Source organism: Maricaulis maris, from assembly GCF_049116555.1.
GTDB lineage: Bacteria > Pseudomonadota > Alphaproteobacteria > Caulobacterales > Maricaulaceae > Maricaulis > Maricaulis maris_C.
This window is the reverse complement of the sequence record NZ_JAGDYT010000003.1, coordinates 150,012-170,819: the sequence shown is the minus strand read 5'-3', so window position 1 is coordinate 170,819 and position 20,808 is coordinate 150,012. Positions and strand designations below refer to the sequence as shown.

At 63.0% G+C, this 20,808-nt stretch carries 24 protein-coding genes; 15 read left to right on the top strand and 9 right to left on the bottom strand.

From position 1 onward, the window contains the following. Positions 1-67: 67 nt before the first annotated feature. The gene (locus JXQ94_RS05490; RefSeq protein WP_421922805.1) at positions 68-907 is read right to left on the bottom strand and encodes a DUF5694 domain-containing protein; all 840 of its coding nucleotides are present in this window, start codon (positions 905-907) and stop codon (positions 68-70) included. Positions 908-1,037: 130 nt separating this feature from the next. Between JXQ94_RS05490 and JXQ94_RS05485 the strand changes: the two genes are divergently transcribed. The 10 genes from JXQ94_RS05485 to JXQ94_RS05440 all read left to right on the top strand — a co-directional run bounded on the left by JXQ94_RS05485 (position 1,038) and on the right by JXQ94_RS05440 (position 10,973). After that, the gene (locus JXQ94_RS05485; protein WP_421922804.1) at positions 1,038-2,645 is read left to right on the top strand and encodes a carboxyl transferase domain-containing protein; all 1,608 of its coding nucleotides are present in this window, start codon (positions 1,038-1,040) and stop codon (positions 2,643-2,645) included. A gap of 81 nt (positions 2,646-2,726) precedes the next feature. Next, complete coding sequence (locus tag JXQ94_RS05480; RefSeq protein ID WP_421922803.1) at positions 2,727-3,314, top strand: NAD(P)H-dependent oxidoreductase; 588 nt, start codon at positions 2,727-2,729, stop codon at positions 3,312-3,314. A gap of 139 nt (positions 3,315-3,453) precedes the next feature. Then, complete coding sequence (locus JXQ94_RS05475) at positions 3,454-4,095, top strand: SOUL family heme-binding protein (RefSeq protein WP_421922802.1); 642 nt, start codon at positions 3,454-3,456, stop codon at positions 4,093-4,095. Between the two features lie 92 nt (positions 4,096-4,187). Continuing rightward, positions 4,188-4,508: a hypothetical protein gene (locus tag JXQ94_RS05470; protein ID WP_421922801.1), complete on the top strand. Its 321-nt coding sequence runs from the start codon at positions 4,188-4,190 to the stop codon at positions 4,506-4,508. A 120-nt stretch (positions 4,509-4,628) separates the two neighbouring features. Continuing rightward, positions 4,629-5,021, top strand: a complete 393-nt coding sequence (locus JXQ94_RS05465) for a hypothetical protein (protein ID WP_421922800.1) — start codon at positions 4,629-4,631, stop codon at positions 5,019-5,021. A 198-nt stretch (positions 5,022-5,219) separates the two neighbouring features. Continuing rightward, entirely contained in the window at positions 5,220-6,014 is a 795-nt protein-coding gene (locus JXQ94_RS05460) for an enoyl-CoA hydratase-related protein (RefSeq protein WP_421922799.1), read from the top strand. A gap of 72 nt (positions 6,015-6,086) precedes the next feature. Then, positions 6,087-6,884: a DUF817 domain-containing protein gene (locus JXQ94_RS05455; protein WP_421922798.1), complete on the top strand. Its 798-nt coding sequence runs from the start codon at positions 6,087-6,089 to the stop codon at positions 6,882-6,884. A gap of 42 nt (positions 6,885-6,926) precedes the next feature. Then, complete coding sequence (locus JXQ94_RS05450; protein WP_421922797.1) at positions 6,927-8,930, top strand: acetyl/propionyl/methylcrotonyl-CoA carboxylase subunit alpha; 2,004 nt, start codon at positions 6,927-6,929, stop codon at positions 8,928-8,930. A 200-nt stretch (positions 8,931-9,130) separates the two neighbouring features. Then, positions 9,131-10,087, top strand: a complete 957-nt coding sequence (locus tag JXQ94_RS05445) for a hypothetical protein (protein WP_421922796.1) — start codon at positions 9,131-9,133, stop codon at positions 10,085-10,087. A gap of 130 nt (positions 10,088-10,217) precedes the next feature. Then, positions 10,218-10,973, top strand: coding sequence for a hypothetical protein (locus JXQ94_RS05440; RefSeq protein WP_421922795.1), 756 nt, complete (start codon positions 10,218-10,220; stop codon positions 10,971-10,973). Here JXQ94_RS05440 and JXQ94_RS05435 read toward each other — a convergent pair. After that, complete coding sequence (locus JXQ94_RS05435; RefSeq protein ID WP_421922794.1) at positions 10,960-11,427, bottom strand: hypothetical protein; 468 nt, start codon at positions 11,425-11,427, stop codon at positions 10,960-10,962. The two genes, JXQ94_RS05440 and JXQ94_RS05435, sit on opposite strands and share 14 nt — an antisense overlap. A 95-nt stretch (positions 11,428-11,522) precedes the next feature. Between JXQ94_RS05435 and JXQ94_RS05430 the strand changes: the two genes are divergently transcribed. Next, positions 11,523-11,960: a DUF1489 family protein gene (locus JXQ94_RS05430; RefSeq protein WP_421922793.1), complete on the top strand. Its 438-nt coding sequence runs from the start codon at positions 11,523-11,525 to the stop codon at positions 11,958-11,960. Between the two features lie 9 nt (positions 11,961-11,969). Here the strand turns inward: JXQ94_RS05430 and JXQ94_RS05425 are convergent, their stop codons facing one another. Genes JXQ94_RS05425 through panC form a run of 3 tightly spaced genes read right to left on the bottom strand, consistent with a single transcriptional unit; the run spans position 11,970 to position 14,101 of the window. After that, complete coding sequence (locus tag JXQ94_RS05425) at positions 11,970-12,407, bottom strand: hypothetical protein (protein ID WP_421922792.1); 438 nt, start codon at positions 12,405-12,407, stop codon at positions 11,970-11,972. Positions 12,408-12,414: 7 nt separating this feature from the next. After that, entirely contained in the window at positions 12,415-13,185 is a 771-nt protein-coding gene (locus tag JXQ94_RS05420; RefSeq protein WP_421922791.1) for a glutaminyl-peptide cyclotransferase, read from the bottom strand. Between the two features lie 49 nt (positions 13,186-13,234). Beyond that, entirely contained in the window at positions 13,235-14,101 is an 867-nt protein-coding gene (panC, locus tag JXQ94_RS05415) for a pantoate--beta-alanine ligase (protein WP_421922790.1), read from the bottom strand. A gap of 24 nt (positions 14,102-14,125) precedes the next feature. On the opposite strand from panC, the gene JXQ94_RS05410 reads away from it, so the two are divergent. From JXQ94_RS05410 to JXQ94_RS05395, 4 genes are all read left to right on the top strand, one after another. Further along, positions 14,126-14,809 carry an SPOR domain-containing protein gene (locus JXQ94_RS05410; RefSeq protein WP_421922789.1) on the top strand — a complete coding sequence of 228 codons (684 nt, stop codon included), beginning with the start codon at positions 14,126-14,128 and terminating at the stop codon, positions 14,807-14,809. A 60-nt stretch (positions 14,810-14,869) separates the two neighbouring features. After that, a complete protein-coding gene (locus JXQ94_RS05405; RefSeq protein ID WP_295693517.1) occupies positions 14,870-15,757 on the top strand; it encodes a division plane positioning ATPase MipZ in 888 nt (295 codons plus the stop codon). Positions 15,758-15,849: 92 nt separating this feature from the next. Then, positions 15,850-16,233: a J domain-containing protein gene (locus JXQ94_RS05400; RefSeq protein WP_421922788.1), complete on the top strand. Its 384-nt coding sequence runs from the start codon at positions 15,850-15,852 to the stop codon at positions 16,231-16,233. A gap of 71 nt (positions 16,234-16,304) precedes the next feature. Next, the gene (locus JXQ94_RS05395) at positions 16,305-16,526 is read left to right on the top strand and encodes a hypothetical protein (protein ID WP_421922787.1); all 222 of its coding nucleotides are present in this window, start codon (positions 16,305-16,307) and stop codon (positions 16,524-16,526) included. Here JXQ94_RS05395 and dprA read toward each other — a convergent pair. From dprA to JXQ94_RS05375, 4 genes are all read right to left on the bottom strand, one after another. Then, positions 16,505-17,668 (bottom strand): DNA-processing protein DprA, encoded by a 1,164-nt coding sequence (gene dprA / locus JXQ94_RS05390; protein WP_421922786.1) that lies wholly within the window; start codon positions 17,666-17,668, stop codon positions 16,505-16,507. The two genes, JXQ94_RS05395 and dprA, sit on opposite strands and share 22 nt — an antisense overlap. Beyond that, on the bottom strand, positions 17,665-18,306 hold the full coding sequence (gene plsY, locus JXQ94_RS05385; protein ID WP_421922852.1) for a glycerol-3-phosphate 1-O-acyltransferase PlsY: 642 nt from the start codon (positions 18,304-18,306) through the stop codon (positions 17,665-17,667). Before plsY ends, dprA begins: the two co-directional genes overlap by 4 nt. A gap of 89 nt (positions 18,307-18,395) precedes the next feature. Further along, positions 18,396-19,673 (bottom strand): dihydroorotase, encoded by a 1,278-nt coding sequence (locus tag JXQ94_RS05380; RefSeq protein WP_421922785.1) that lies wholly within the window; start codon positions 19,671-19,673, stop codon positions 18,396-18,398. Next, on the bottom strand, positions 19,670-20,632 hold the full coding sequence (locus JXQ94_RS05375; protein ID WP_421922784.1) for an aspartate carbamoyltransferase catalytic subunit: 963 nt from the start codon (positions 20,630-20,632) through the stop codon (positions 19,670-19,672). The genes JXQ94_RS05380 and JXQ94_RS05375 overlap by 4 nt, the downstream gene beginning before the upstream one ends. Positions 20,633-20,808: the final 176 nt, after the last annotated feature.

Here is a 20,808-nt window from a genome sequence, read left to right as displayed (position 1 = left end):
TCAGTTCGACATCGCAACCTTACGCGGTCGCATCCTCCCTGCCAAGCAAGGTCGGACCACTTTCGGGCTATTCCGTGGCAGACGCCGGGGACGCCAGGAGATAATCAAGCGGTTCCACCCACGTGATGTTCGGGGCGCCCTGGAAATAGTCATCGAGCAGGGCCTTGTGTCCGGAGCCGTAGAGGACAAGGACGCGTTCTCCCGGCTCCGCAATGCGGGCAACATTCGCGAAAATATGCAGGTTGCGACCCCACCAATTGGTCATTTCGCGAGCACCGGCGGGATTATCCGCGCCGCCCATCTGGGCGAGGATGAGGTAGAGATTGTGCATCTCGCGAACTTCGGCGGAGTTTTGCGAGATCATCCGCTCGAGAATGCTCCGGTCGAGTGACTCGGTTTCGGCCATGAAGGCCTGGACCTCACCGATATAGATTTCCCACTCCGCCATCAGCGCCGATTGTTCGGCCGAAGCGGCGGCGGACATCATCGCTTCGAAGTCCATCCCGCCCTGCGAGTCGACCGCATAGAGGCGATCATGGCCGAGGCGTGCGGCAAGACGCATGCCGATCTGCTGGCGTTCGTTCACCCCGAGCGCGCGCTCACCGGCGACGAACGCGTCGTAGCGGGCATTGAAGGCGGCCTCGTGCTCAGGCGTGAGTTCAACGGCAATGCGGGTCGGGGCCCAGGCTTCCAGACGATCCAGAACTTCGGCGATCTCGGCCTGACGGTTAGGCGCGAGGAAGTCGTCAACCTCGGGATTGATCATATCCTGACCGCCACCGGTGAAGTGGAAAGTGCCAAGCACCATGACTTCGGCATGTGGGCGGGTCTCCGCGTCCTGGGCGTGGCTGATTGGCGCCAGGCTGACCCCGACGGCGAGACTGATGGCTGTCACGATTGCGCGCATGATTTTCTCCCCTGCGTCTGCATTCCCTGAAACAGGATGCGACCGGTGCAGGGTTTGGATGCATGATTGTTTGCGTTCGACGCGGTGTGCGGGTTAATCAGCCAGCACGATTGCAGCTTTCGGGGCCTCCATGACCAAGATTGTTTCCGCGCTCGATACCCAGGCCGCCAGCTTCCAGGAGAATGCGGCGGCGATGGGCGGCCTTGTGGCTGACTTGCAGGTCCGCACAGCGGCTGCGGCGGTCGGCGGGTCGGAGCGCTCGCGCGAGAAGCACTTGTCACGGGGCAAGCTTTTGCCGCGCGATCGCGTCGAACGCCTGCTCGACCCCGGCTCGCCCTTCCTCGAGATCGGCGCACTGGCCGCGAATGGCATGTATGAAGGCAATGTCCACGGGGCCGGCATGATTGCCGGTATCGGCCGCGTCTCCGGTCGCGAGGTGATGGTGGTGTGCAACGACCCGACCATCAAGGGCGGCGCCTATTATCCGATGACGGTGAAGAAGCACCTGCGGGCGCAGGAAATCGCCATGCAGAACCGGCTGCCTTGCGTCTATCTGGTCGATAGCGGTGGCGCCAATCTGCCGCACCAGGCCGAGGTCTTCCCGGATCGCGACCACTTTGGCCGCATCTTCTACAACCAGGCCAACATGTCGGCCGAGGGCATTCCCCAGATCGCGGTTGTCATGGGTTCCTGCACGGCGGGCGGTGCCTATGTGCCAGCCATGTCCGACGAGACGGTGATTGTCCGCAAGCAGGGCACGATCTTCCTCGCCGGTCCGCCGCTGGTGAAGGCCGCCACAGGAGAGGTGATCTCCGCCGAGGATCTGGGCGGAGCCGATGTCCATGCCCGCGTCTCGGGCGTCGCCGACCATTACGCCGCCAATGACGAACACGCCCTGTACACGGCGCGCCGGATTGTCGGCACGCTCAACTCGGTCAAGCAGGTCGATCTCGACCTCACCGATCCGCGCGAGCCAGCCTATGACCCGTCCGAGCTGGATGGTGTCGTGCCGGCTGATATCCGCGCGCCCTACGATGTCCGCGAGGTGATTGCCCGCCTGGTCGACGGCTCGGAATTCGACGAGTTCAAGAAACTCTATGGCGAGACGCTGGTGACAGGCTTCGCCCGGCTCTACGGCATGCCCGTTGGCATTATTGCCAATAACGGCATCCTCTTCTCCGAGAGTGCCCAGAAGGGTGCCCACTTCATCGAGCTCTGCGCCCAGCGCGGTATCCCGCTCATTTTCCTGCAGAATATTACCGGCTTCATGGTCGGCTCGAAATATGAGGCCGGTGGGATCGCCAAGGACGGCGCCAAGCTTGTCACCGCCGTTTCGACCTATCGCGGCCCGAAATTTACCGTGATCATCGGCGGCTCCTATGGCGCCGGCAATTACGGCATGTGCGGGCGCGCCTATTCCCCGCGCTTCCTTTTCATGTGGCCCAATGCCCGCATCTCCGTCATGGGCGGTGAACAGGCCGCCGCCGTTCTGGCCACGGTCAAGCGCGACGGCATGGAAGCGCGCGGCGAGGACTGGTCGCTGGACGAGGAGGCGGCCTTCAAGGCGCCTGTGCGCGAGGCCTATGAGGCCGAGGGCAATCCCTATTTCTCCACGGCCCGCTTGTGGGATGACGGTATCATCGCCCCGTCCGACACCCGTCGCGTGCTGGGCCTGTCCCTGTCGGCCGCCCTGAACGCCCCGATCGAGAAGACCAAATTCGGCATTTTCCGGATGTAGCGGCGGGCCCGGCGGGCCTGTGACGCGCTGCCGCGGTGTTGCAGGGCAGGCGGCATGCTAAATCACACGTGGAGTGTGGTTATGCCGAAGTCTATCTGCATCATCAACGGCCATCCCGACGGCGCGCCGGTACGTTTCGTGGCGGCACTGTGCGAATCTTACGCGCATGGAGCGGTCGCGGGCGGGCATGACGTGTCCCGCATCGATATCGCCGGCCTGCCGGTCGACGTCCTGTCGAGCGAGGCTGAATTTGCCACAGCACCCGGCGCGGAGGTCATCGCGGCGCAGGACATGATTCTCGCAGCGGACCATATGGTTCTGGTCTATCCCCTGTGGCTGGGGACAATCCCGGCCCGGCTCAAGGCGTTTCTGGAGCAGGTTGGGCGGGCAGGCTTTCTGCTCGATACGGGCGGTGACAGCAATAAATGGCCGGTACGGCGCATGCGCGGCAAATCGGTCCGCATCATTGTCACCATGGGCATGCCGGGTTTCGCCTACCGCCTCCTGTTCGGTGCCCACAGCCTGAAGGGGCTCGAGGCGGGCATTTTCCGCATGTCGGGCTTCAGCCCGGTCCGCCACACCATTTTGGGCGGTGTCGGCGCATGCGGACCGGACGGGCGGCAGGCCATGCTCGACCGGATCGAGCGGCTGGGACGCCGGGCGCGCTGACCGGATGGGTCTCCGCCCGCCTGACGGCAGCGCTCGACCGGCCGATCATGATGGCCCGGTTCGGAAACTTCAGGACACAGCCCGGTCACACCAATCCGTTCGGACGGGGCGGGCGTACACCCTTCAAAGGAGATCGTTCATGAGCTCGCCCTATCTGTTTGCTATTGCCGTATCGATCGCGACACTCAGCGTCGCCGCACCCGCCCGGGCCGCCGAGGAGCCTGCACACACCTTGGTAATGCGCGACGGCGCGATCGAGATTCGTGACTACGCCCCCCAGATCACGGCCTCGGTCGAGGTGGACGGGTCGATGGCGCGCGCCGGCAATAGCGGGTTTCGGCCCCTCGCCAATTATATCTTCGGCGGGAATACCGCCCGCAATGGAGCCGGGTCCGACGAGATCGCGATGACGACGCCGGTGACCCAGACGCGGTCGCAGGAAATCGCCATGACCTCTCCGGTCACACAGTCAATGCAAGGCGAAGGTGCCTGGCGAGTGGCCTTCATCATGCCGGAACAGTGGGGCATGGACACCCTGCCAATTCCCGATGATCCCCGGGTCCAAATCAGTGAAATTCCCGCGCGCCGCATGGCGGTCATCCGCTTTTCGGGCGGCGCATCCGATGCCCGGTTCGAGACGAAGTTTGAGGAATTGGTCGCCTATCTGGACGCCGAGGGCTATGCGCAGACCGGTGACCCGGTTTATGCGCGTTATGACCCTCCCTGGATCCCGACACCGTTTCGCCGGAATGAGGTGATGGTCGAGATCGCCCCAAGCTGATCCGTTCGCGACCGAAACACGCTTCGCGTGACATCGGACTTGTTCATGTTAACCTCGTCATTTGTTGATTGACTGTCGGGGGGCAGGATCAAGTGCCGGAGTTGCTGGAACAATTTCTCGGCTATGCCCGTGAGGGTTTTGCCGAGGTCAATGCGGTCCTGGGGCTGTTGATTGCCGCAGTTGCGACGCTCATCCTGTCGAAATGGGCGCGCTTGCCGGTCATGGCCGGTGGCGCGGTCATCGCCCATATCGTACTGGAAAGTCTTGCTCCCGTTATCGCGGAGGTCGGGAACTTTTACCTGCCTCCGCTCCTGGAAGCGCATTTCTGGCGCGAGGTCGGGGCGCTGTTCGTGGGCTATCTCGTGGTGATCGGCATTCTCTTTGCGATCAAGCGGATTGTCACAAAAAGTTAACAAAACTCGCCTGTCAGGAGAACCCGCTTTCCAAGACGAAAAATTCACTAGAACGTTAACACCGTGCACTCATCTTGGGGTAAGGTGCGGGCAGCGTTTTTTGCGGAAGGGGACCGCGTAATGGAATTTCTCGATCAGATCATGGGCTATATCCAGCCCGCCATTGACTTTTTCATGCCGGGTCTTCTGGCCAATGCCGGAGACGGAACAGTGGTGCACTGGATGCCGCTGGGTATCCAGATGGGCGTGATTGCGCTTGTCCTGGCGCTTCTCATGCGTGAGTTCGGGGCCATCCTGATCTTCACCGTCGTCGGCGTGATCATCCATGTGATCGTTGATGTGGTGATGCCGATGGTGCGGGGCGGTGGAGCCGGCGATTTCGATATCGCGGCCTTCGGCCAGCTCTTCACGCAAATGCCATACCTGCTCTATCTCGGCGCATTGGCGATCGGCTATTTCGTGGCCATCATCGTGCTGTCAATCATCAAGGGCCTGATCTTCCGCGGCGACTGACCGCGTGATCTTCCGGTGCCGTAGGGGCGGTGCCGGGCTGGGGGCAAGAACGGGCTGTCGGGAAACCGACGGCCCGTTTTTCTTTGCGCTTCGCCCGGGGAGGGCGCGTGTGCGGTGATGTGACCGCTTGTTGCCGCCTCGTCACGGGACTAAGCCTAGGGGATAGAACACCTGACCCGCTTGCCTGTGGAGCTGCCCATGTCCGACGCCCCCGTCCTGCTCGATGTCAGCCCGGCTGGTGTGGCCGTTGTCACGCTGAACCGGCCCGACAAGCACAATGCTTTCAATGCCGAAATGATCGAGCAGCTGTCCGACACGTTCGAGACGCTACGCGCCAATGGCGATGAGGTCCGCATCGTCTTCCTGCGCGGCAATGGCGGGAGTTTCTCGGCCGGAGCCGATCTCGACTGGATGAAGGCGGCGGCCCATTACACGGAAGCCGACAATGAAGAGGATGCGATGGCGCTCGCCACCATGCTCAAGCGCCTCTACGATTTGCCGCAACTGACCGTCGCCCTGGTCCAGGGCGCGGCCATGGGCGGCGGGGCGGGCCTGTTGTCGGCCTGCGATGTCGGCATTGTCATGAAGAATGCCAAGATCCGCTTTTCTGAGGTACGCCTGGGTCTCACCCCGGCCACCATCTCGCCCTTTGTCATTCGCGCCATCGGCCCCCGTTGGGCACGTGCCCTGTTCGCATCGGGGGAAGGCTTTGACGGCAATTTCGCGCACCAGATTGGTCTTGCCCAATACGTTGTCGAGAATGAGGACGAGATGGCGCTGATGGAAGAACATCTCGCCAAGCTGGCCTTCTCCGCCGCTCCGGGTGCTGTCGCCGATGCCAAGGCGCTGGTCGATGACGTCACCGGCAAGGCGATCGATCACGGCCTTGCCGTACACACCGCCAAGGCGATCGCCCGACGTCGGTCCTCCGAAGAGGGCAAGGAAGGCCTCAGCGCTTTCCTCGAACGCCGCAAGCCGGTCTGGGCGGAGTAGGACGCCCTGAGCTCGCTCCGCGACCCGCGCGCTTTCCTGCATGCGCGCCGTGCGGCGCTGCGGGCCTGGTTCGTGCGCGGGCCGTGGACGCTGGGCGTGTTCGAATTCGTCAGCTTCGGCATCAAGCAGGCTTGGGCCTGCCTGTTCGGCGGCCTCATGCTCGCCCTGCTGCTGGCGACCTTTCTGTGGTACCCGACCGATAATGCGCTGGCGCGTTACGACTTCATCACGCTGGCGGCGCTGGGGATCCAGCTCGCCCTGCTGGTGACGCGGCTGGAAACGCTTGAAGAGGCGAAAGTGATCGCCGTTTTCCATGTCGTCGGCACGGTGATGGAAATCTTCAAAACCTACGCCGGCAGCTGGGTCTATCCGGAGGAGAGCGTCCTGCGGATTGCCGGTGTGCCACTCTTCTCAGGGTTCATGTATGCAGCGGTCGGATCCTATCTCGCACGGGTTTGGCGAATCTTCGAATTCCGATTCGACCGATTTCCGAATCTGTGGCTTCAATTGGCTTTGGCTACAGCAATTTACGTCAACTTCTTCACTCATCACTACGGCCCGGATATCCGGCTGTTTCTCTTCATCGCGACAGTCCTGATCTACGGTCGCTGCGTGGTCTGGTTCCGGCCGGATGACGCCCACCGCCCGATGCCGCTGGTGATCGGTTTTCTGCTGGTCGCGCTTTTCATCTGGTTCGCGGAAAACCTGGGAACCTTTGCCCGCGCCTGGTCCTATCCGGGGCAGGAGGCCAGCTGGCACATGGTGTCGCTGGCCAAGCTCGGCTCATGGTATCTTCTGATGATCATCAGTTTCGTGCTGGTGGCGGCTGTGCAATACCGGCGCAAGGATCCGTCTCGGGTCGATGACTGATGCAAAACTGACCACATTACTGCCCACGGGGATAACAGGCTCATGATCAAGACGCTCCTGATCGCCAATCGCGGCGAGATTGCCCGCCGCGTTATGCGCACCGCAAAACGCATGGGTATCCGCACGGTCGCTGTCTATTCCGAGGCCGATGCCAACGCGCCGCATGTGCGCGAGGCGGATGAGTCAATCCTGCTGGGGCCGGCACCGGCGTCCGAGAGCTACCTGCTGGGCGACAAGATCATCGAGGCGGCCATTGTCACCGGCGCCGACGCGATCCATCCCGGTTATGGCTTCCTGTCCGAGAATGCGGCTTTTGCCGAAGCGTGCGCCAGAAATGACATCACTTTCGTCGGTCCGTCTCCGGACGCCATCCGGGCCATGGGTCTGAAAGACCAGGCCAAGGCGTTGATGGAAAAGGCGGGCGTGCCGGTCACGCCGGGCTATCACGGCGAGAATCAGGATCCCGATCACCTGGCCGCAGAGGCCGGGAATATCGGTTTTCCGGTTCTGATCAAGGCGGTTGCCGGCGGCGGTGGCAAGGGGATGCGCAAGGTCGAAGCGGCCGAAGACTTTCTTGCCGCGCTGGACAGCTGCAAGCGAGAGAGCTCGAAGAGTTTCGGCGATGATCGCGTCCTGATCGAGAAATTCATCACCAATCCGCGCCATATCGAAGTCCAGATCTTCGGCGACAGCCGCGGCCGGGTCATCCATCTCTATGAGCGCGATTGCTCGCTGCAGCGCCGCCACCAGAAAGTGATCGAGGAAGCCCCGGCGCCGGGCATGACGCCGAATGTGCGCCAGGCCATGTGTTCCGCCGCCATCAATGCCGCCCGGGCGGTCAGTTATGTCGGCGCCGGCACAGTGGAGTTCATCGTCGACGGATCTGGCGAGCTGCGCGAGGATGGCTTCTTCTTCATGGAGATGAATACCCGACTCCAGGTCGAACACCCGGTCACCGAAATGGTCACAGGCCTTGATCTGGTCGAGCTGCAGCTCAAGGTCGCTGCCGGTGGCTCCGTGCCTGAGCAGGACAGTATCCATCTTTCCGGGCACGCCATGGAAGCGCGCCTGTATGCCGAAGATCCGGTGGCTGGCTTCCTGCCGTCGACCGGCCCGCTGGAGCGTCTCGAATTCCCGCAGGCTGGAACTGGCCGTCGCGTGGATACGGGCGTCGAAGAGGGCGGTGAAGTCTCGCTCTATTACGATCCGATGATCGCCAAGCTGATTGCCCACGGCGATACGCGCACCGAGTCGGCTCACACCCTCGCCGAGATGATTGACGAGCTGGTCGTCTATCCGGTGCGGACCAATGCCGCTTTCCTGCGCCGTGCAGCGGTGCATGACGAGTTTCTGGCGGCACGCTTGTCGACCGGTTTCATCGAGACGTATCTGGATGACCTCATTCCAGCCCCCGTAAGGCCGGTGGACGCGGCGTTTGCCCTGCTTGGTGCGCTTGATCTGCGCCCGGTCCTGGCAGGGGCCCTGGACCCGTTCGAAGCCGCCGATGGCTGGCGTCTCAATTCTGACCCGCGTTTGCGCCACCGGTTCGAGGTCGGCGATGAGATTGTGACGGTCGTGCTGCAGCGGGTCGGTCACGCCCTGGAAGTGACGGTTGGCACCGAGACAACCCGGATCACCGATCTCGCGATCGAAAGCCATGATCGTGGCTGTAGTTTCGGTGCGCGCGCTGATGGGCTCGGCCTTCAGGCGGTCTGCGAGGCCGTGGATGGTGGCGTGCTTGTCGCCTGTCGCGGCCGGGCGACGGTCTTCGCCTTCGAAAATCCGGAAGCCGCTGCGGACGCGATGGAAGCGGGCGATACCGTCAAGGCGCCAATGCCGGGCAAGGTGCTTGCGGTCAATGTGAAGGCGGGGGACCGCGTTACCAAAGGGCAGGCTCTTGTGGTGCTGGAAGCCATGAAGATGGAGCACGCCCTGGCCGCGCCGCGTGATGGCGTGATCGGCGAGCTCAGCGTGACAGCCGGCGGCCAGGTCGCCGAGGGCGATGTCCTTGTGGCCCTGGAAGCGCTGGAAGAGGCGGTGGCTTGATCAACTGTCCGATCCAACTCTCCGAATGGGCCTCGGGAAGCCCGGTGAAAATTGGGCGTGAACGCAAGCTATGAATGGTGGGGACTGATCGCGGATCGGTCCATCATCAAGCGCTAACGGCGACCTCGACCCGCTCCCCCCACACGCGAAACCGGCACATCTCTTGCTCCTTCCGGGGAGACTTCACGGGAGATGGTTCAATGCGTGACACCTATATGGATCAATTCAGCTCGACCTGGTCGGATGACGCGAAGCAGAAGTTTCGCCATGAGCCGGTCACGGTGCGCCACAATTACCACGAACATCATGCTTTTTCCGACGTGGCCCTGGCTGCGCTGGTCGAGCGCCATCCGCGTGACCTGATCGATTTTTGCACAATGGGCGACGACGCCACCGATCATGACAGCTGGCGGGCCGGAGATCCCGGCGCGCTGACCGGTCTCGAACTGATCGAAGCGGTCCGCAAGGGCAAGCTGTGGATCAATCTGCGACATGCCATGGACCAGGATCCGGAATACCGCCCGATCTATGATGCCATGCTGGCCGACATGAAAAAGGCTGATCCGTCATTTCGCCCGTTGAGCGCCGAAGCCGGTATCCTGATCTCCTCGCCGACGGCGCAGGTTTTCCTGCATTCTGACGTCTCCGAGACCATGTTGTGGCATATGCGCGGTGTGAAGCGTTTCCGCACCTACCCGGCCACGAGACCCTATCTCAATACCGATGACGTCGAATCTGTCCTGCATCACGACAAGACCGAGGACATCCCGTTCGATCCGGCCTGGGACAAGGATGCCTTCACGGTTGATCTTCACCCCGGCATGGCTGCCAACTGGCCGCTGCATGGTCCCCACCGGATCGAGAACCAGTCCGGCGTCAATGTCTCGGTCCCCTTCGAGATTTCGACACCGCAATCGCGCCTGCAAAATTCCATTCTTTTCGCCAATGGCGTGCTGCGCCGGCAATTCGGTCATGTGCCGACCGAAACCCGCACCGACGGGTTGGGGGCGCTGATGAAACGCATGCTGACCTATGCGATCAAACTGAAGATCAAGCTGTTCGGCGAGGCGGCGCGGCCGATGCCGAAATCCGAGCGGACCTTTGATATCGATCCGGATGCGCCGGAAGGCTTCGTCAATCGCGAAGCGGCGGCCTGAGGCGATTGGTCCTCATCGACATGACAATGTTGTAAGGCGAGGGGATTTCCGGTCCCCTCGCTTTTGCGTTTGTGGCACAGATTCCAATGGGGGTTGATTGTTGAACCATCCAACCTGTCGGGAACACATCATGAAGTCTGTATCTTTCTGGGCGGCCGCCGGCGCCGCCTGCGTCTCCGCCGGCCTGGCAGTGGCTCCTGTGCATGCGCAGGACGCGCTCCATCCTGTTCTCATCGAAGCGTTCGCCAACAGCGACCTTGCGGCCCGTGAGGAGGATTGGCGGTTCACCCTTCGCGTCACCAATGATGATGGTGAATTGGTCGGTCGTTTTGACGGCAGCCTTGCCGATGGCGAGCGCTGGCACCTTGTCTCGCCGCCCGAGGAAGAGCTGAGTGACATGCAGGCCGGCCTGTGGGCGGGCTTTGCCGAAGACGAAGACGAAGATGAGGATAATGAAGCCGGTGATGACGACACGGGCAACGGCCTCTTTTTCTCGCTTGCCGAGGCCGATATTGCGCCGGGCAGTTTGAGTCTCGCTGAGGAGACAGGCTCGGGCTGGATCTTCGATTTCGAGCCAGAACTCGGTGATGCAGAGATGGATGTTGCGGGGCATTTGCGGGGCCGCCTGACGATCGGCGGTCGTCCGACAGAAGTGCAAGAGCTCAGACTTTGGGCGCCGGAGAGCTTCAAGCCCCATTTCGCGGTCCGTCTTCATGCCTTTGAGATGGTGCAGGCCTATGAACGTGTCGATGGCGTGCCCGCGCCAGTCCTGACGCGGCTCAGCCAATCCATTTCCGGCTCGGCCGCCTTCCAGGATTTTGACCAGAGCTTCGAGCTGGCATTCAGCGACATCGAGTTTCTCGGCGAGGCTGTCAGCGGTCGCTGACAGAGACCGAACTGGCCCGGGCCGCCGCTTCGGCGCGCGGCCCGCGTAATCGCGGATAGCGAAAGAGCAGATAGATCCCGGCCGCTTCCAGAGCCAGTGTCAGATAGCCCGTCGGGAGCGTGAAGTAGGCGTTGCTCAGAATAATGATCCAACTCACCAGGTGGATCAGCGTTGCGATCATGAAGACCACTGCCGTCCAGTTCGAGCGGCGCAGCAGCAGGATCAGCACCAGCCCGATGAGCGAGGCCCGCAGGAAGGGCGCAACCAATGAGAACACCGGTGTGTGGGCAAGGATATTGCGACCCTCGGCGCCGAAGGGACTGATCTCCGGGAGGCCCAGTACACCCAGTATGATCTGGCTGATGAAAAAGAGCGGTGCGATCAGCAAGAGTGCACAAATCACCGCAAAGGCTGGACGCGCATAGGCCTGCAAGGATCGATGTGATAGCGTCATGAAACCCCCTTACGAGGCCTTGTCCGCCCTGTCCAGACAATCCCGAATGCCGTTCCCGCTTTGACCCCGGGCCTGAGTCGGCCTAACTCCGGCTCATGGTTGTTCACATCGTCAAACTCTGTGTCGGCGTCTCCTCGGTCGAGGATCTCGAAGCGCATCGCGACCGCGAAATGGCGGCGCGCCGTGCGGCCGGCGAACCGGAGGTGGCGATGCATGTCACGCGCATGTTTCCGGCCCGCAAGGCTGAGGTTGAAGCCGGTGGATCACTCTATTGGGTCATGTCGGGTGCCATCCAGTGCCGCTCTGACATCATCGGCCTGGAGCACGTGACGGGCAGTGACGGGATCAAACGGTGTGCGATCATCATGTCACCGGAAATCATCCGGACATCGGCCGCGCCGCGCCGCCCCTTCCAGGGGTGGCGATACCTCAAACCGGAAGACGCGCCGCGCGATCTGGGTGTCAGCGGGGAGGGCGGAGACGAGCTGCCCGATGAATTGCGGGCCAAACTGCTGGAGCTGGGCGCCTGGTAGAGCGCCGTGTCAGATTTTCCGGCCCATGTCCCAAAGTCGCAGGATCAGCATCAGGATGAGGATTTCGAGTGTGATGACCAGAAGTCCGATGGATGCATCATAGACCGGATGGGCGGTCAGTCGGATCCACAGTGTGATGTGTAACAATACGGCCGCCATTAGCGGGATCGCGCAGGCTGCGTGACGCATGGCGAAAAGCGTGACAGTCACGAAGGAAGCCGCGACGATTGCGAGGCAAAGAGCCAGATCGGTCGCGGTGAGGTGGTGCAGAATTTCGCGCACGTCCGCATTGAACATTCGGCTCGGATTGTCAGTGGTAACCGCGAGCAGCACGGCCAGAAACCAAATCGCCATATAGATAGCCAGACAGCCTGCCAGCGCGAGCGTGAGCCAGTAAAGGCGAGGTTTGGTCGGCAGACGTGTTGCCAGAATCTTGATGGCGATCACCCATCTATTACGGGGTGCTCTCAGGTAGCCGGATTTCATAAAGGGTCGGCCAGAGCTTTCCGGTCACGTAAATCTGGCCCGTCTCCGCATTCCACGCAATCCCGTTCGCAACAGCATCCCGGCGGCCGGCCACGGAGGGCGGGATGAGGGCGCTGAGGTCTATCATGGCGTCCACGACACCACTTTCCGGATCGATGCGGACGATGGATCGGGTCTCCCAGATATTCGCCCAGATCATGCCATCAATCCATTCCAGCTCGTTGAGGCGCCGGACCGGCCGACCATTGAGCGTGACATTGATGGAATGCGACAGCGTCATCGTCTCGGGATCGAGGAAGCGCAGCTCGGGTGTTCCGTCGGACAGGATGAGGTGATTGCCGTCATAGGTCAGGCCCCAGCCTTCGCCGGGATAGCTGAAACTGTCGACCTGCTCGAAGGTGTCCGCGTCGAAGATGAAGCCGCGTTCCGACACCCAGCTGAGCATGAAAATCTCATCGCCGATGCGGGCCGAGCCCTCGCCGAAAATCGGCGGTGCGATGGCGACGCTTTGCTCGACGAGGCCGGTCTCTAGCGCAACGCGCCGCAGTGTGGATTGCCCAACCTGCCCGGTGCTTTCGAACAAATCCCCGTCGTGGATGAAGAGGCCTTGGGTGAAGGCGTTGGCATCATGCGGGTAGGTCGCGACGATTTCCGGTCTGATGACCTCTGGCGCCTGCGCGCAGGCGATGAGGGGCAAACTGGCCCACAGGGCGAGGGCAGCAAGGTTTCGGGCAATCATGCGGGTCTCCCGGACAAGTGTCTCGCGCAGCTTAGCCGGTATTCCGGCATTACAAAGGCGGCTTGGCGGCCATGTTATCGATCAGGCGAGTTGAACCCAGCCTGACTGCGGCGAGAATGCGGGTTGGTCCGGTGATCGGACCAGGGTCAAGCACGGCGAGGGTGTCGGCGCAGCGGGCCTCGACATAGTCGATGCTGTCGAACACGTCCTGGCAAGCCTTGAGCGTCTGGGCTTCCGCGGTTTTGCGATCCGTGCCGGTCTCGAGCGCCCTGGCGAAGTTCTTCAGGATGATATTGAGCTGGCCGGCCCGGGTGCGTTCATCGGCAGTGAGATAGGCATTGCGCGAGGACAGGGCGAGCCCGTCGCGGTCGCGACCGGTGGCGCCGGCGAGGATATCGATCGGAAAATCCAGATCCTTCACCAATTGCCGGATCACCAGCAATTGCTGGTAATCCTTCTCGCCGAAAAACGCCATGTCAGGGCGGACCTGATTGAAGAGCTTGGCCACAACTGTGGCGACGCCGTCAAAGAAATGCGGACGTATATCCGTTTCGAGCCCCAGAGCCGGGCCCTTCAGGGCAATCGTGGCGGAGAAGCCGTCAGGATACATGATGTCCGGGGTGGGCAGGTAGATCAGGTCACACCGGGCACTGGTCAGTTTTTCAGCGTCGTCCATGAGTGTGCGGGGATAGGCATCGAGATCCTCACCCGGCGCGAATTGCTTGGGATTGACGAAAATACTCGCCACCACGCGGTCGCACTGGGCCTTGGCCAGACGAACCAGCGACAAGTGGCCGTCATGCAGGGCGCCCATGGTCGGGACAAACCCCACAGTCAGGCGGTCGTCACGCCAGCTGCGTATGCGTGTGCGCAGGGCGGATATCGTGGCGGCGTGGGGGATTTGCTGGGTGATCATGCAGGGGTCCACAAAACGGGTCGCTTGGGGATAATCATAAGCGATGATACAGGCAAGCAATCCTATTTCGTCTACGGTAATGACATGAAACGACTGACCGTTTTTCTGGCTGCCTTCGCCCTCGCGGGCTGCGCCTCCACCGCTGACCCGGCCAGCTCGGCCCTGGATGCGGAGCCGCAGGTCGCGGTCGCGCCGACTCGCACTGCCCAGCTTGCTGACGCAATGTCGCGGGAATTGGCGCATCTGGCGCGTTTCGACCCGGATGCGCTCGAGCGTGTCGAGCCGGAATTGCAAGCGCTGGCCAATGCGATCGTTGGCCTTAATGCGCCAGGCGAGACGCCGGACCTGCCGGTGGCAATGTCCGTCGAAATGGGCGATTTTCCACCTCCGCCCGCGGACATGGTGGACGCGCCCAGCCTGCAACATGCGGTTCACCTGGCCTCCTATCGCCGCGTCGAGACCGCGCAACGCGGCTGGACGGAATTGATGGCGGCCCATCCCGAAATTCTCGGCTCACTGGATGCCCGGCTGAGCGAGGCCAACATAGCCGGCCAGGGCCGGTACCTGCGTCTCAAGGCCGGGCCGTTCGACACCGCCGGCGAGGCGCGCGCCGTTTGTCAGCAATTGCAGGCGAGCGGCGCCTATTGCGCGGCGGTTGACTTCTCCGGGCGGCGCATGGCGGATATGGCCTCGACTGCAGGGCAATAGCATCATTGCCTGCGCGCGGGGATTTTGCGCGCCTCAAGCGTGGTCTAGATTTGAGGCAAGATGACAAGTCAGACCGGTTTTCGTTTGCCAACCAGGCCGCTGGGCCGTGTCCGCGAGGGTGTTCGCGCGGCGCATATTCTCGTGGTTGGCAATGAGAAGGGCGGTGCCGGCAAGTCGACCGTGGCCATGCATCTTGCCGTTGCCCTCCTGCGCATGGGCAAGACTGTTGGTGCCATTGACCTCGATCTGCGCCAACGCAGCTTCGGGCGCTATCTCGCCAATCGTCAGCGCTGGTGCGAGCGTCACGGCCTCTCCCTGCCACGCCCGAGCGAAGAAGTCCTCGCGCCCAGCGCGCACCGGGATCTCGATTTGGTCGAAGAGGAGGAGACCGAGCGCTTCTCCGAGGCCTTGTCGCGCCTGAAAAGCAGCTGCGACTTCATAATTATTGATGCCCCCGGGGCAGATACGCTCTATTCCCGGCTGGCCCATTCCAGCGCCGATACCGTGATCACGCCGGTTAATGACAGTTTTGTCGATTTCGATTTGCTGGCCGAGATTGATCCGGAAAGTTACGAGGTCGGCAAGCCGAGTGTCTACTCGGAGATGTTGTGGGAATGCCGAAAGCGCAAGGCCCAGCTTGAGAAACGCTCGATCGACTGGGTCGTCATGCGCAACCGAATCTCCATGCTTGATGCACGCAATAAACGACGCGTGGGCGAGGGGCTGAAAATGCTTTCCCAGCGGATCGGCTTCCGGCTGGCTCCCGGCTTCGCCGAGCGGGTCATCTACCGCGAACTCTTCCCGCTGGGACTGACCCTGCTCGATCTGACCGAGAGCGGTTCGACGGTGACCTTCACCATGAGCCATGTCGCGGCCCGCCAGGAGCTGCGCGACCTGTTGATCATCCTCAAACTGCCCGGCCTCCAGGGCGAGACCATTCCGTTCTGATGACCCCGTTCGTGCTCGGAACCCTCGCTTTGCTCGCCCTTCTTGGCGCGGCATGGTGGTTTGCTCGCCAGAAAACGGCCAGGGCTGCCAAAATGGTCCGTATCATCCTGGGCGGTGGTGCCTTGCTGGCGGGGATTGTGATCAGTCTGCGCGGTGCGGTCATTCTAGGCGGTCCGGTCGGCGTGTTCGGACTCGGCATGCTGGGCGAGGCGCTACGGCCAGGCAGTACCCGGCGGCCTGGCGGCCCGAGGGGCGACCAGGCTGGAAGCGGCCGACCTCCGGCGAGAGGCGGCATGACACTGGCCGAGGCGCGCGACATTCTCGGTGTGGATGAAGATGCCGATGTCGAGACCATTCGGGCCGCGCACCGCCGACTCATGAAGAAAGTCCATCCGGACACGGGTGAGGGCTCAGCTGCGCTGGCGCGCCAGGTTCAGGAAGCGCGCGATTGCTTGCTGGCTGAATTGGGCGAGTAGCGCATCCATTATACTCAAGGTTGTATTTGTGTTTTGACTGTTTTACCGTTCCATTGAGGTGGGAGGGTGAAATGGCGCGCCGGATAAAGCCTGGCCATGACTTGTTCGGGCATCCCTTGCCCGGCGTGCAGCCCCTGGATGGCGCATCCGACCATCTGGCTCGCAAGCTGCGCTCCCTGTCCGAAGATGCCTTCCATCATGGCTATGGCCAAAGCGCCTGCCTGATCGAACTCGCTGCAAATTACGTCGAGATGGAAGCTGTTCGCCTAAATCAGCTCTGGCGCCGGCGTTGAACCATCCCGCCTGGCAGGCTGGCGATCTCGCCACTCATCTCCATTTCCAGCAATAGTGCGTGCACCGTGCCGACGGGAAGCTGTGCCGCCCGCGCGAGCTCATCGCCCGACACAGGTGCCGGGGAGAGCAAGGCTCGCAACTGATCGAGCGGCGTGCGGGCCAGGATTGTTTCGGGTTGGTGACTTGCTTCATCGATCTCGTCCCCGGCCTCAAACAGGTCAGCGCTGGCGGGTGCAGGGCCTTCTTCCAGCGCCCTGGGGGATGGCATGGGTGGGCGCGCATCGGCGAGGATGGCGAGGACATCATCCACGTTCTCAATCAAGTGCGCTCCATCGCGCAGGAGCTGGTTTGAGCCACGGGCGCGCGGGTCGAGAGGCGAGCCGGGCACAGCCATGACTTCACGGCCCTGTTCACCAGCATAGCGGGCGGTGATCAGGGAGCCGGAGCGCAGCGCCGCTTCCACGACCAGGCTGCCCAGGGCAAGACCGGAGATGAGGCGGTTGCGACGTGGGAAGTCCCGCGCTGTTGGCGTCCGGCCCAACGGCATTTCGGAGAGCAGCAAACCGGTTTCGCCGATGCGTTCATGAAGCGCCGCATGTTCCGGCGGGTAGATGTGATCAATGCCGCCGGCCAGGACCGCTATCGTTCCGCTCTCGATCGCGCCGGCATGGGCGGCGCCATCAATCCCGCGCGCAAGGCCGGAGACAATCACGAGGCCCTCGCGGCCAAGCCCGTTGGCCAGTTCGCGGGCAAAGCGCAATCCCACGGCGGAGGCATTGCGCGCTCCGACCATGGCGCAGGCGGGACGGGTGAGCAGGGCGGTGTCGCCGCGCACAATGATGGCGGGTGGCGGTGCGGGTATGGCGACAAGCAGGGCCGGGAAATCGTCGTCGAGGCCGGTGATCAGTCGCGCGCCGACGCGCTCTATCTGTTCGAGTTCGGCTTCGATCCGGTCAGCAGGCGGAATGTCCAGGGCGCGGCGGCCGGCATTGCGGGCGCGGCGGGGCAGATCGTCCAGCGCGGCGTCCGCCGACCCATAATGGGCAATCGCGCGGGCAAAGCCGGTTGCGCCCAGGCCTCTGGTCCGCGCGAGGCGCAGCCACATCACCCTGTCGGTGTGGCTGGGCCCCGTCATTGTCATGTCGCGGGTGTGTCCGGATCTTCGGTGGGCGTCTCGGCCTTGGCCTTCTTGCCGCCGATGCGCGGTTCCTCGCCCTTGAAGAGACGCTGTATATTGGCGCGGTGCAGCCAGTAGATCAGCACAGTGAGCCCCCCGGCCATGATCGCGACATCGAGGCGACCCCAGGCGAAGGCAGCAAAGGGCGCTGCCAGCGCAGCGGCGAGCGCCGCCAGGGAGGAAATCCGGAAAATTGCCGCCATGACCAGCCAGGTCGCAATCACGGTCACACCCACCGGCCAGAACACGACCAGCATGGTACCGACAAAGGTGGCGACCCCCTTGCCGCCCTTGAAGCCGAGCCAGACCGGGAAGCAATGCCCGGCAAAGGCAAAGGCGCCGGCGACGAGGCCCGCCGTGGTCCCGAGGAAGTAACCGAACACGGCGGCGGCGATTCCGGCCTTGCCAGCATCGAGAATGAGGGTGAGGGCGGCGAGATCCTTGCGGCCAGTGCGCAGGACATTGGTCGCGCCGATATTGCCCGAGCCGATAGCGCGGATATCGCCGAGCCCGGCCAGGCGCGTCAGCACCAGTCCGAAGGGAATGGAACCGAAGAGGTAGCCACCGGCGGCAGCGAGTGCGATCAGGAGGCCACCCAACATGCTGGTCTGCCCGTCTGACCATGCCAGGCCATAGCTCCCGGCGGACTGGGCCGCGTCTTGGATCAGGTTTGCGAGCATCATGTTTGCACCTATGGGTTGTAGAGTGTGTCTCCGGCGACGATGGTTTGCAAGACCCGTCCCTGGAAACGGCGGCCGGCCCAGGCTGAATTGCCGCGCGCCGAGGCGAATGCGTCGGGCTGGCAGACCCATGGCTTGTCGCCATCGATGAGAATGAGGTCGGCCGGCGCGCCGACCGCGATACGTCCCTGGGGCAGGCCGAGCAGGTCGGCCGGGCCACTGGTCATCACCCGCAGCGCATCGATCAGCTCCAGCTCTCCGTCGTGAACCAGACCCAGCATGGCGCCCAGCATGGTCTCGAGGCTCAGCGTCCCGGCCATCGCCAGGGCAAACGGGTCGGCCTTGTCGTCGAACGGGGTCGGGCGGTGATCGGAAACGACCGCATCGATCTCGCCGGCCGTGACGGCCTCGACCAGGGCCAGCCGGTCGGCTTCCCCGCGCAGTGGCGGATCCATGCGGAAGGCGCTGTCGAGCGCGCCGCCATCCACTTCATTGAGGGTCAGGTGGGCAACCGCGACCGTGGCGGCGATCTCGAGGTCGCGGCTGCGGACATGGCGCAGGGCGTCGAGGCCGGCCGCGGTCGACAGCCGGTCGATCATCAGCTTGCCGCCGGACAGTTCCGCCAGCGCGGCGTCGCGCTCGATGGCGATGCGTTCGGACACGGCCGGTTCGGAGGGCAATCCCATGCGGGCCGACCAGTCGCTTTCCATCACGACACTGCCGCGGGACAGGCCGGCATCGGCCGGGCGGCAGGCGAGCCATATATCGAACTGGCTGGTGTAGGACAGCAGGCGGCGCATCAGCCGCGTGTCGGCGATCGGTTGATCCCCCTGGCCGGCATAGACAGCGCCGCCGCGGACCATCAGGCCGATCTCGGCCATCTGTTCACCGGCGAGCCCCTGGGTCGCGCCACAGGCGGACAGGATGCGGACGCTGCGTTGGTCCAGCCCCCGCGACATGCCGGCAAAACCATCCGCCTTGTCCAGCGGCGAGCGGGCATTGGGTGCCAGGACAAGGGTGCCGAAGCCTCCGCTCATGGCGGCCGCGCACAGTGTGTCGATCGTTTCGCCATCAGGCGTCAGCGCGGGTTCCTTGGCACATCGCAGGTCGATGAGGGCAGGCGCGAGGATGCGACCTTTGGCGTCGATGACCTCGTCCGCGGCATCGAGGTCCAGCTCATTGCCCATCTGGGCGATCACGCCGTCCTCGATCAATACCCCGCCCGGGCCGTCATGACCGGAGGCCGGGTCGACAAGGCGGGCATTGGTGATGGCCAGGCTTGTACTCATGCCGAGGCCTCCTTGCGGATATTGGCGCCAATCAGTTCGAGGATTGCCATGCGGACAGCGACGCCGCTTTCCACCTGTTCCAGGATCACGCTCCTGTCGGGATCGTCGGCCAGCTTGGTATGGATTTCGACGCCGCGATTCATCGGACCGGGATGCATCACCAGCACGTCCGGCGAGGCGACCTCCAGGCGCTCATGCGTCAGGCCGAACAGGTGGAAGAATTCCCGCTCGGACGGTACGAAACCGCCCGACATGCGTTCACGTTGCTGGCGCAGGGCCATGACCGCGTCGCAACCCTTCAGTGCCTCGTCGAGATCGTGGAAGACATCACAGCCCCACTGGTCGACATCCGAGGGCAGCAGGGTTGGCGGGGCACACAGGCGGATCTCGGCGCCGAGAATGTTCAGCAGGCCGATATTCGACCGGGCGACACGCGAATGCAGGATGTCGCCGACGATCAGGATGCGGCGGCCGCCTACCGATCCCCAGTGCTGTGACAGGGTGAAACTGTCGAGCAGGGCCTGGGTCGGGTGCTCATGCATGCCGTCGCCGGCATTGACCACCGACAGTCCGGTCCGCTCGGCCAAGAATTGCGGGGCGCCAGTCGCCGAGTGCCGGACGACCATGATGTCGGGCTTCATGGCCGCGAGGGTTCGCGCCGTATCGGACAGGCTTTCCCCCTTGGAGGCCGACGAACTCGCGACCGCGAAATTGACCACATCGGCGCCGAGCCGCTTGCCGGCCACTTCGAACGAGCCCTGGGTCCGCGTCGAGGCCTCGAAGAAGAGGTTGAGAACCGTCAGGCCCCGCAAGGCATCGCTGCGCTTGTCCGGCGTCCGGTTGGCCGCCAGATAATGCGCGGCGCGCTCGAATATGATCTGGATATCAACGGGGTTGAGGTCTGCCACCGAAACGAGGTGGCGGTGGGGGAAGTCGTAGGAAAATTCCGCGCGGCTCATCCCGTCTCCTGGGTCGCCAAGGGCACACAGATACGTCTTGCGGCGGTATAGGGGGAGTTGAGGGCGGGAGCAAGGGAGGGAGTTGACGCACGGTGGATGTGCGAATGGCGCGATGGCGCAAGTCAACCCATTCAGCGCTTGCCGAGAGTCCGCCGGATAGGCCTTGCTTGGTCAAG

What these genes read in the sequence shown, in the direction of transcription:
- JXQ94_RS05490 (WP_421922805.1), bottom strand. Translation starts at nt 907, where the DNA reads ATGCGCGCAATCGTGACAGCCATCAGTCTCGCCGTCGGGGTCAGCCTG.
- JXQ94_RS05485 (WP_421922804.1), top strand. Translation starts at nt 1,038, where the DNA reads ATGACCAAGATTGTTTCCGCGCTCGATACCCAGGCCGCCAGCTTCCAG.
- JXQ94_RS05480 (WP_421922803.1), top strand. Translation starts at nt 2,727, where the DNA reads ATGCCGAAGTCTATCTGCATCATCAACGGCCATCCCGACGGCGCGCCG.
- JXQ94_RS05475 (WP_421922802.1), top strand. Translation starts at nt 3,454, where the DNA reads ATGAGCTCGCCCTATCTGTTTGCTATTGCCGTATCGATCGCGACACTC.
- JXQ94_RS05465 (WP_421922800.1), top strand. Translation starts at nt 4,629, where the DNA reads ATGGAATTTCTCGATCAGATCATGGGCTATATCCAGCCCGCCATTGAC.
- JXQ94_RS05460 (WP_421922799.1), top strand. Translation starts at nt 5,220, where the DNA reads ATGTCCGACGCCCCCGTCCTGCTCGATGTCAGCCCGGCTGGTGTGGCC.
- JXQ94_RS05450 (WP_421922797.1), top strand. Translation starts at nt 6,927, where the DNA reads ATGATCAAGACGCTCCTGATCGCCAATCGCGGCGAGATTGCCCGCCGC.
- JXQ94_RS05445 (WP_421922796.1), top strand. Translation starts at nt 9,131, where the DNA reads ATGCGTGACACCTATATGGATCAATTCAGCTCGACCTGGTCGGATGAC.
- JXQ94_RS05440 (WP_421922795.1), top strand. Translation starts at nt 10,218, where the DNA reads ATGAAGTCTGTATCTTTCTGGGCGGCCGCCGGCGCCGCCTGCGTCTCC.
- JXQ94_RS05435 (WP_421922794.1), bottom strand. Translation starts at nt 11,427, where the DNA reads ATGACGCTATCACATCGATCCTTGCAGGCCTATGCGCGTCCAGCCTTT.
- JXQ94_RS05430 (WP_421922793.1), top strand. Translation starts at nt 11,523, where the DNA reads ATGGTTGTTCACATCGTCAAACTCTGTGTCGGCGTCTCCTCGGTCGAG.
- JXQ94_RS05420 (WP_421922791.1), bottom strand. Translation starts at nt 13,185, where the DNA reads ATGATTGCCCGAAACCTTGCTGCCCTCGCCCTGTGGGCCAGTTTGCCC.
- panC (WP_421922790.1), bottom strand. Translation starts at nt 14,101, where the DNA reads ATGATCACCCAGCAAATCCCCCACGCCGCCACGATATCCGCCCTGCGC.
- JXQ94_RS05405 (WP_295693517.1), top strand. Translation starts at nt 14,870, where the DNA reads ATGACAAGTCAGACCGGTTTTCGTTTGCCAACCAGGCCGCTGGGCCGT.
- JXQ94_RS05400 (WP_421922788.1), top strand. Translation starts at nt 15,850, where the DNA reads ATGGTCCGTATCATCCTGGGCGGTGGTGCCTTGCTGGCGGGGATTGTG.
- JXQ94_RS05395 (WP_421922787.1), top strand. Translation starts at nt 16,305, where the DNA reads ATGGCGCGCCGGATAAAGCCTGGCCATGACTTGTTCGGGCATCCCTTG.
- dprA (WP_421922786.1), bottom strand. Translation starts at nt 17,668, where the DNA reads ATGACAATGACGGGGCCCAGCCACACCGACAGGGTGATGTGGCTGCGC.
- plsY (WP_421922852.1), bottom strand. Translation starts at nt 18,306, where the DNA reads ATGTTGGGTGGCCTCCTGATCGCACTCGCTGCCGCCGGTGGCTACCTC.
- JXQ94_RS05380 (WP_421922785.1), bottom strand. Translation starts at nt 19,673, where the DNA reads ATGAGTACAAGCCTGGCCATCACCAATGCCCGCCTTGTCGACCCGGCC.
- JXQ94_RS05375 (WP_421922784.1), bottom strand. Translation starts at nt 20,632, where the DNA reads ATGAGCCGCGCGGAATTTTCCTACGACTTCCCCCACCGCCACCTCGTT.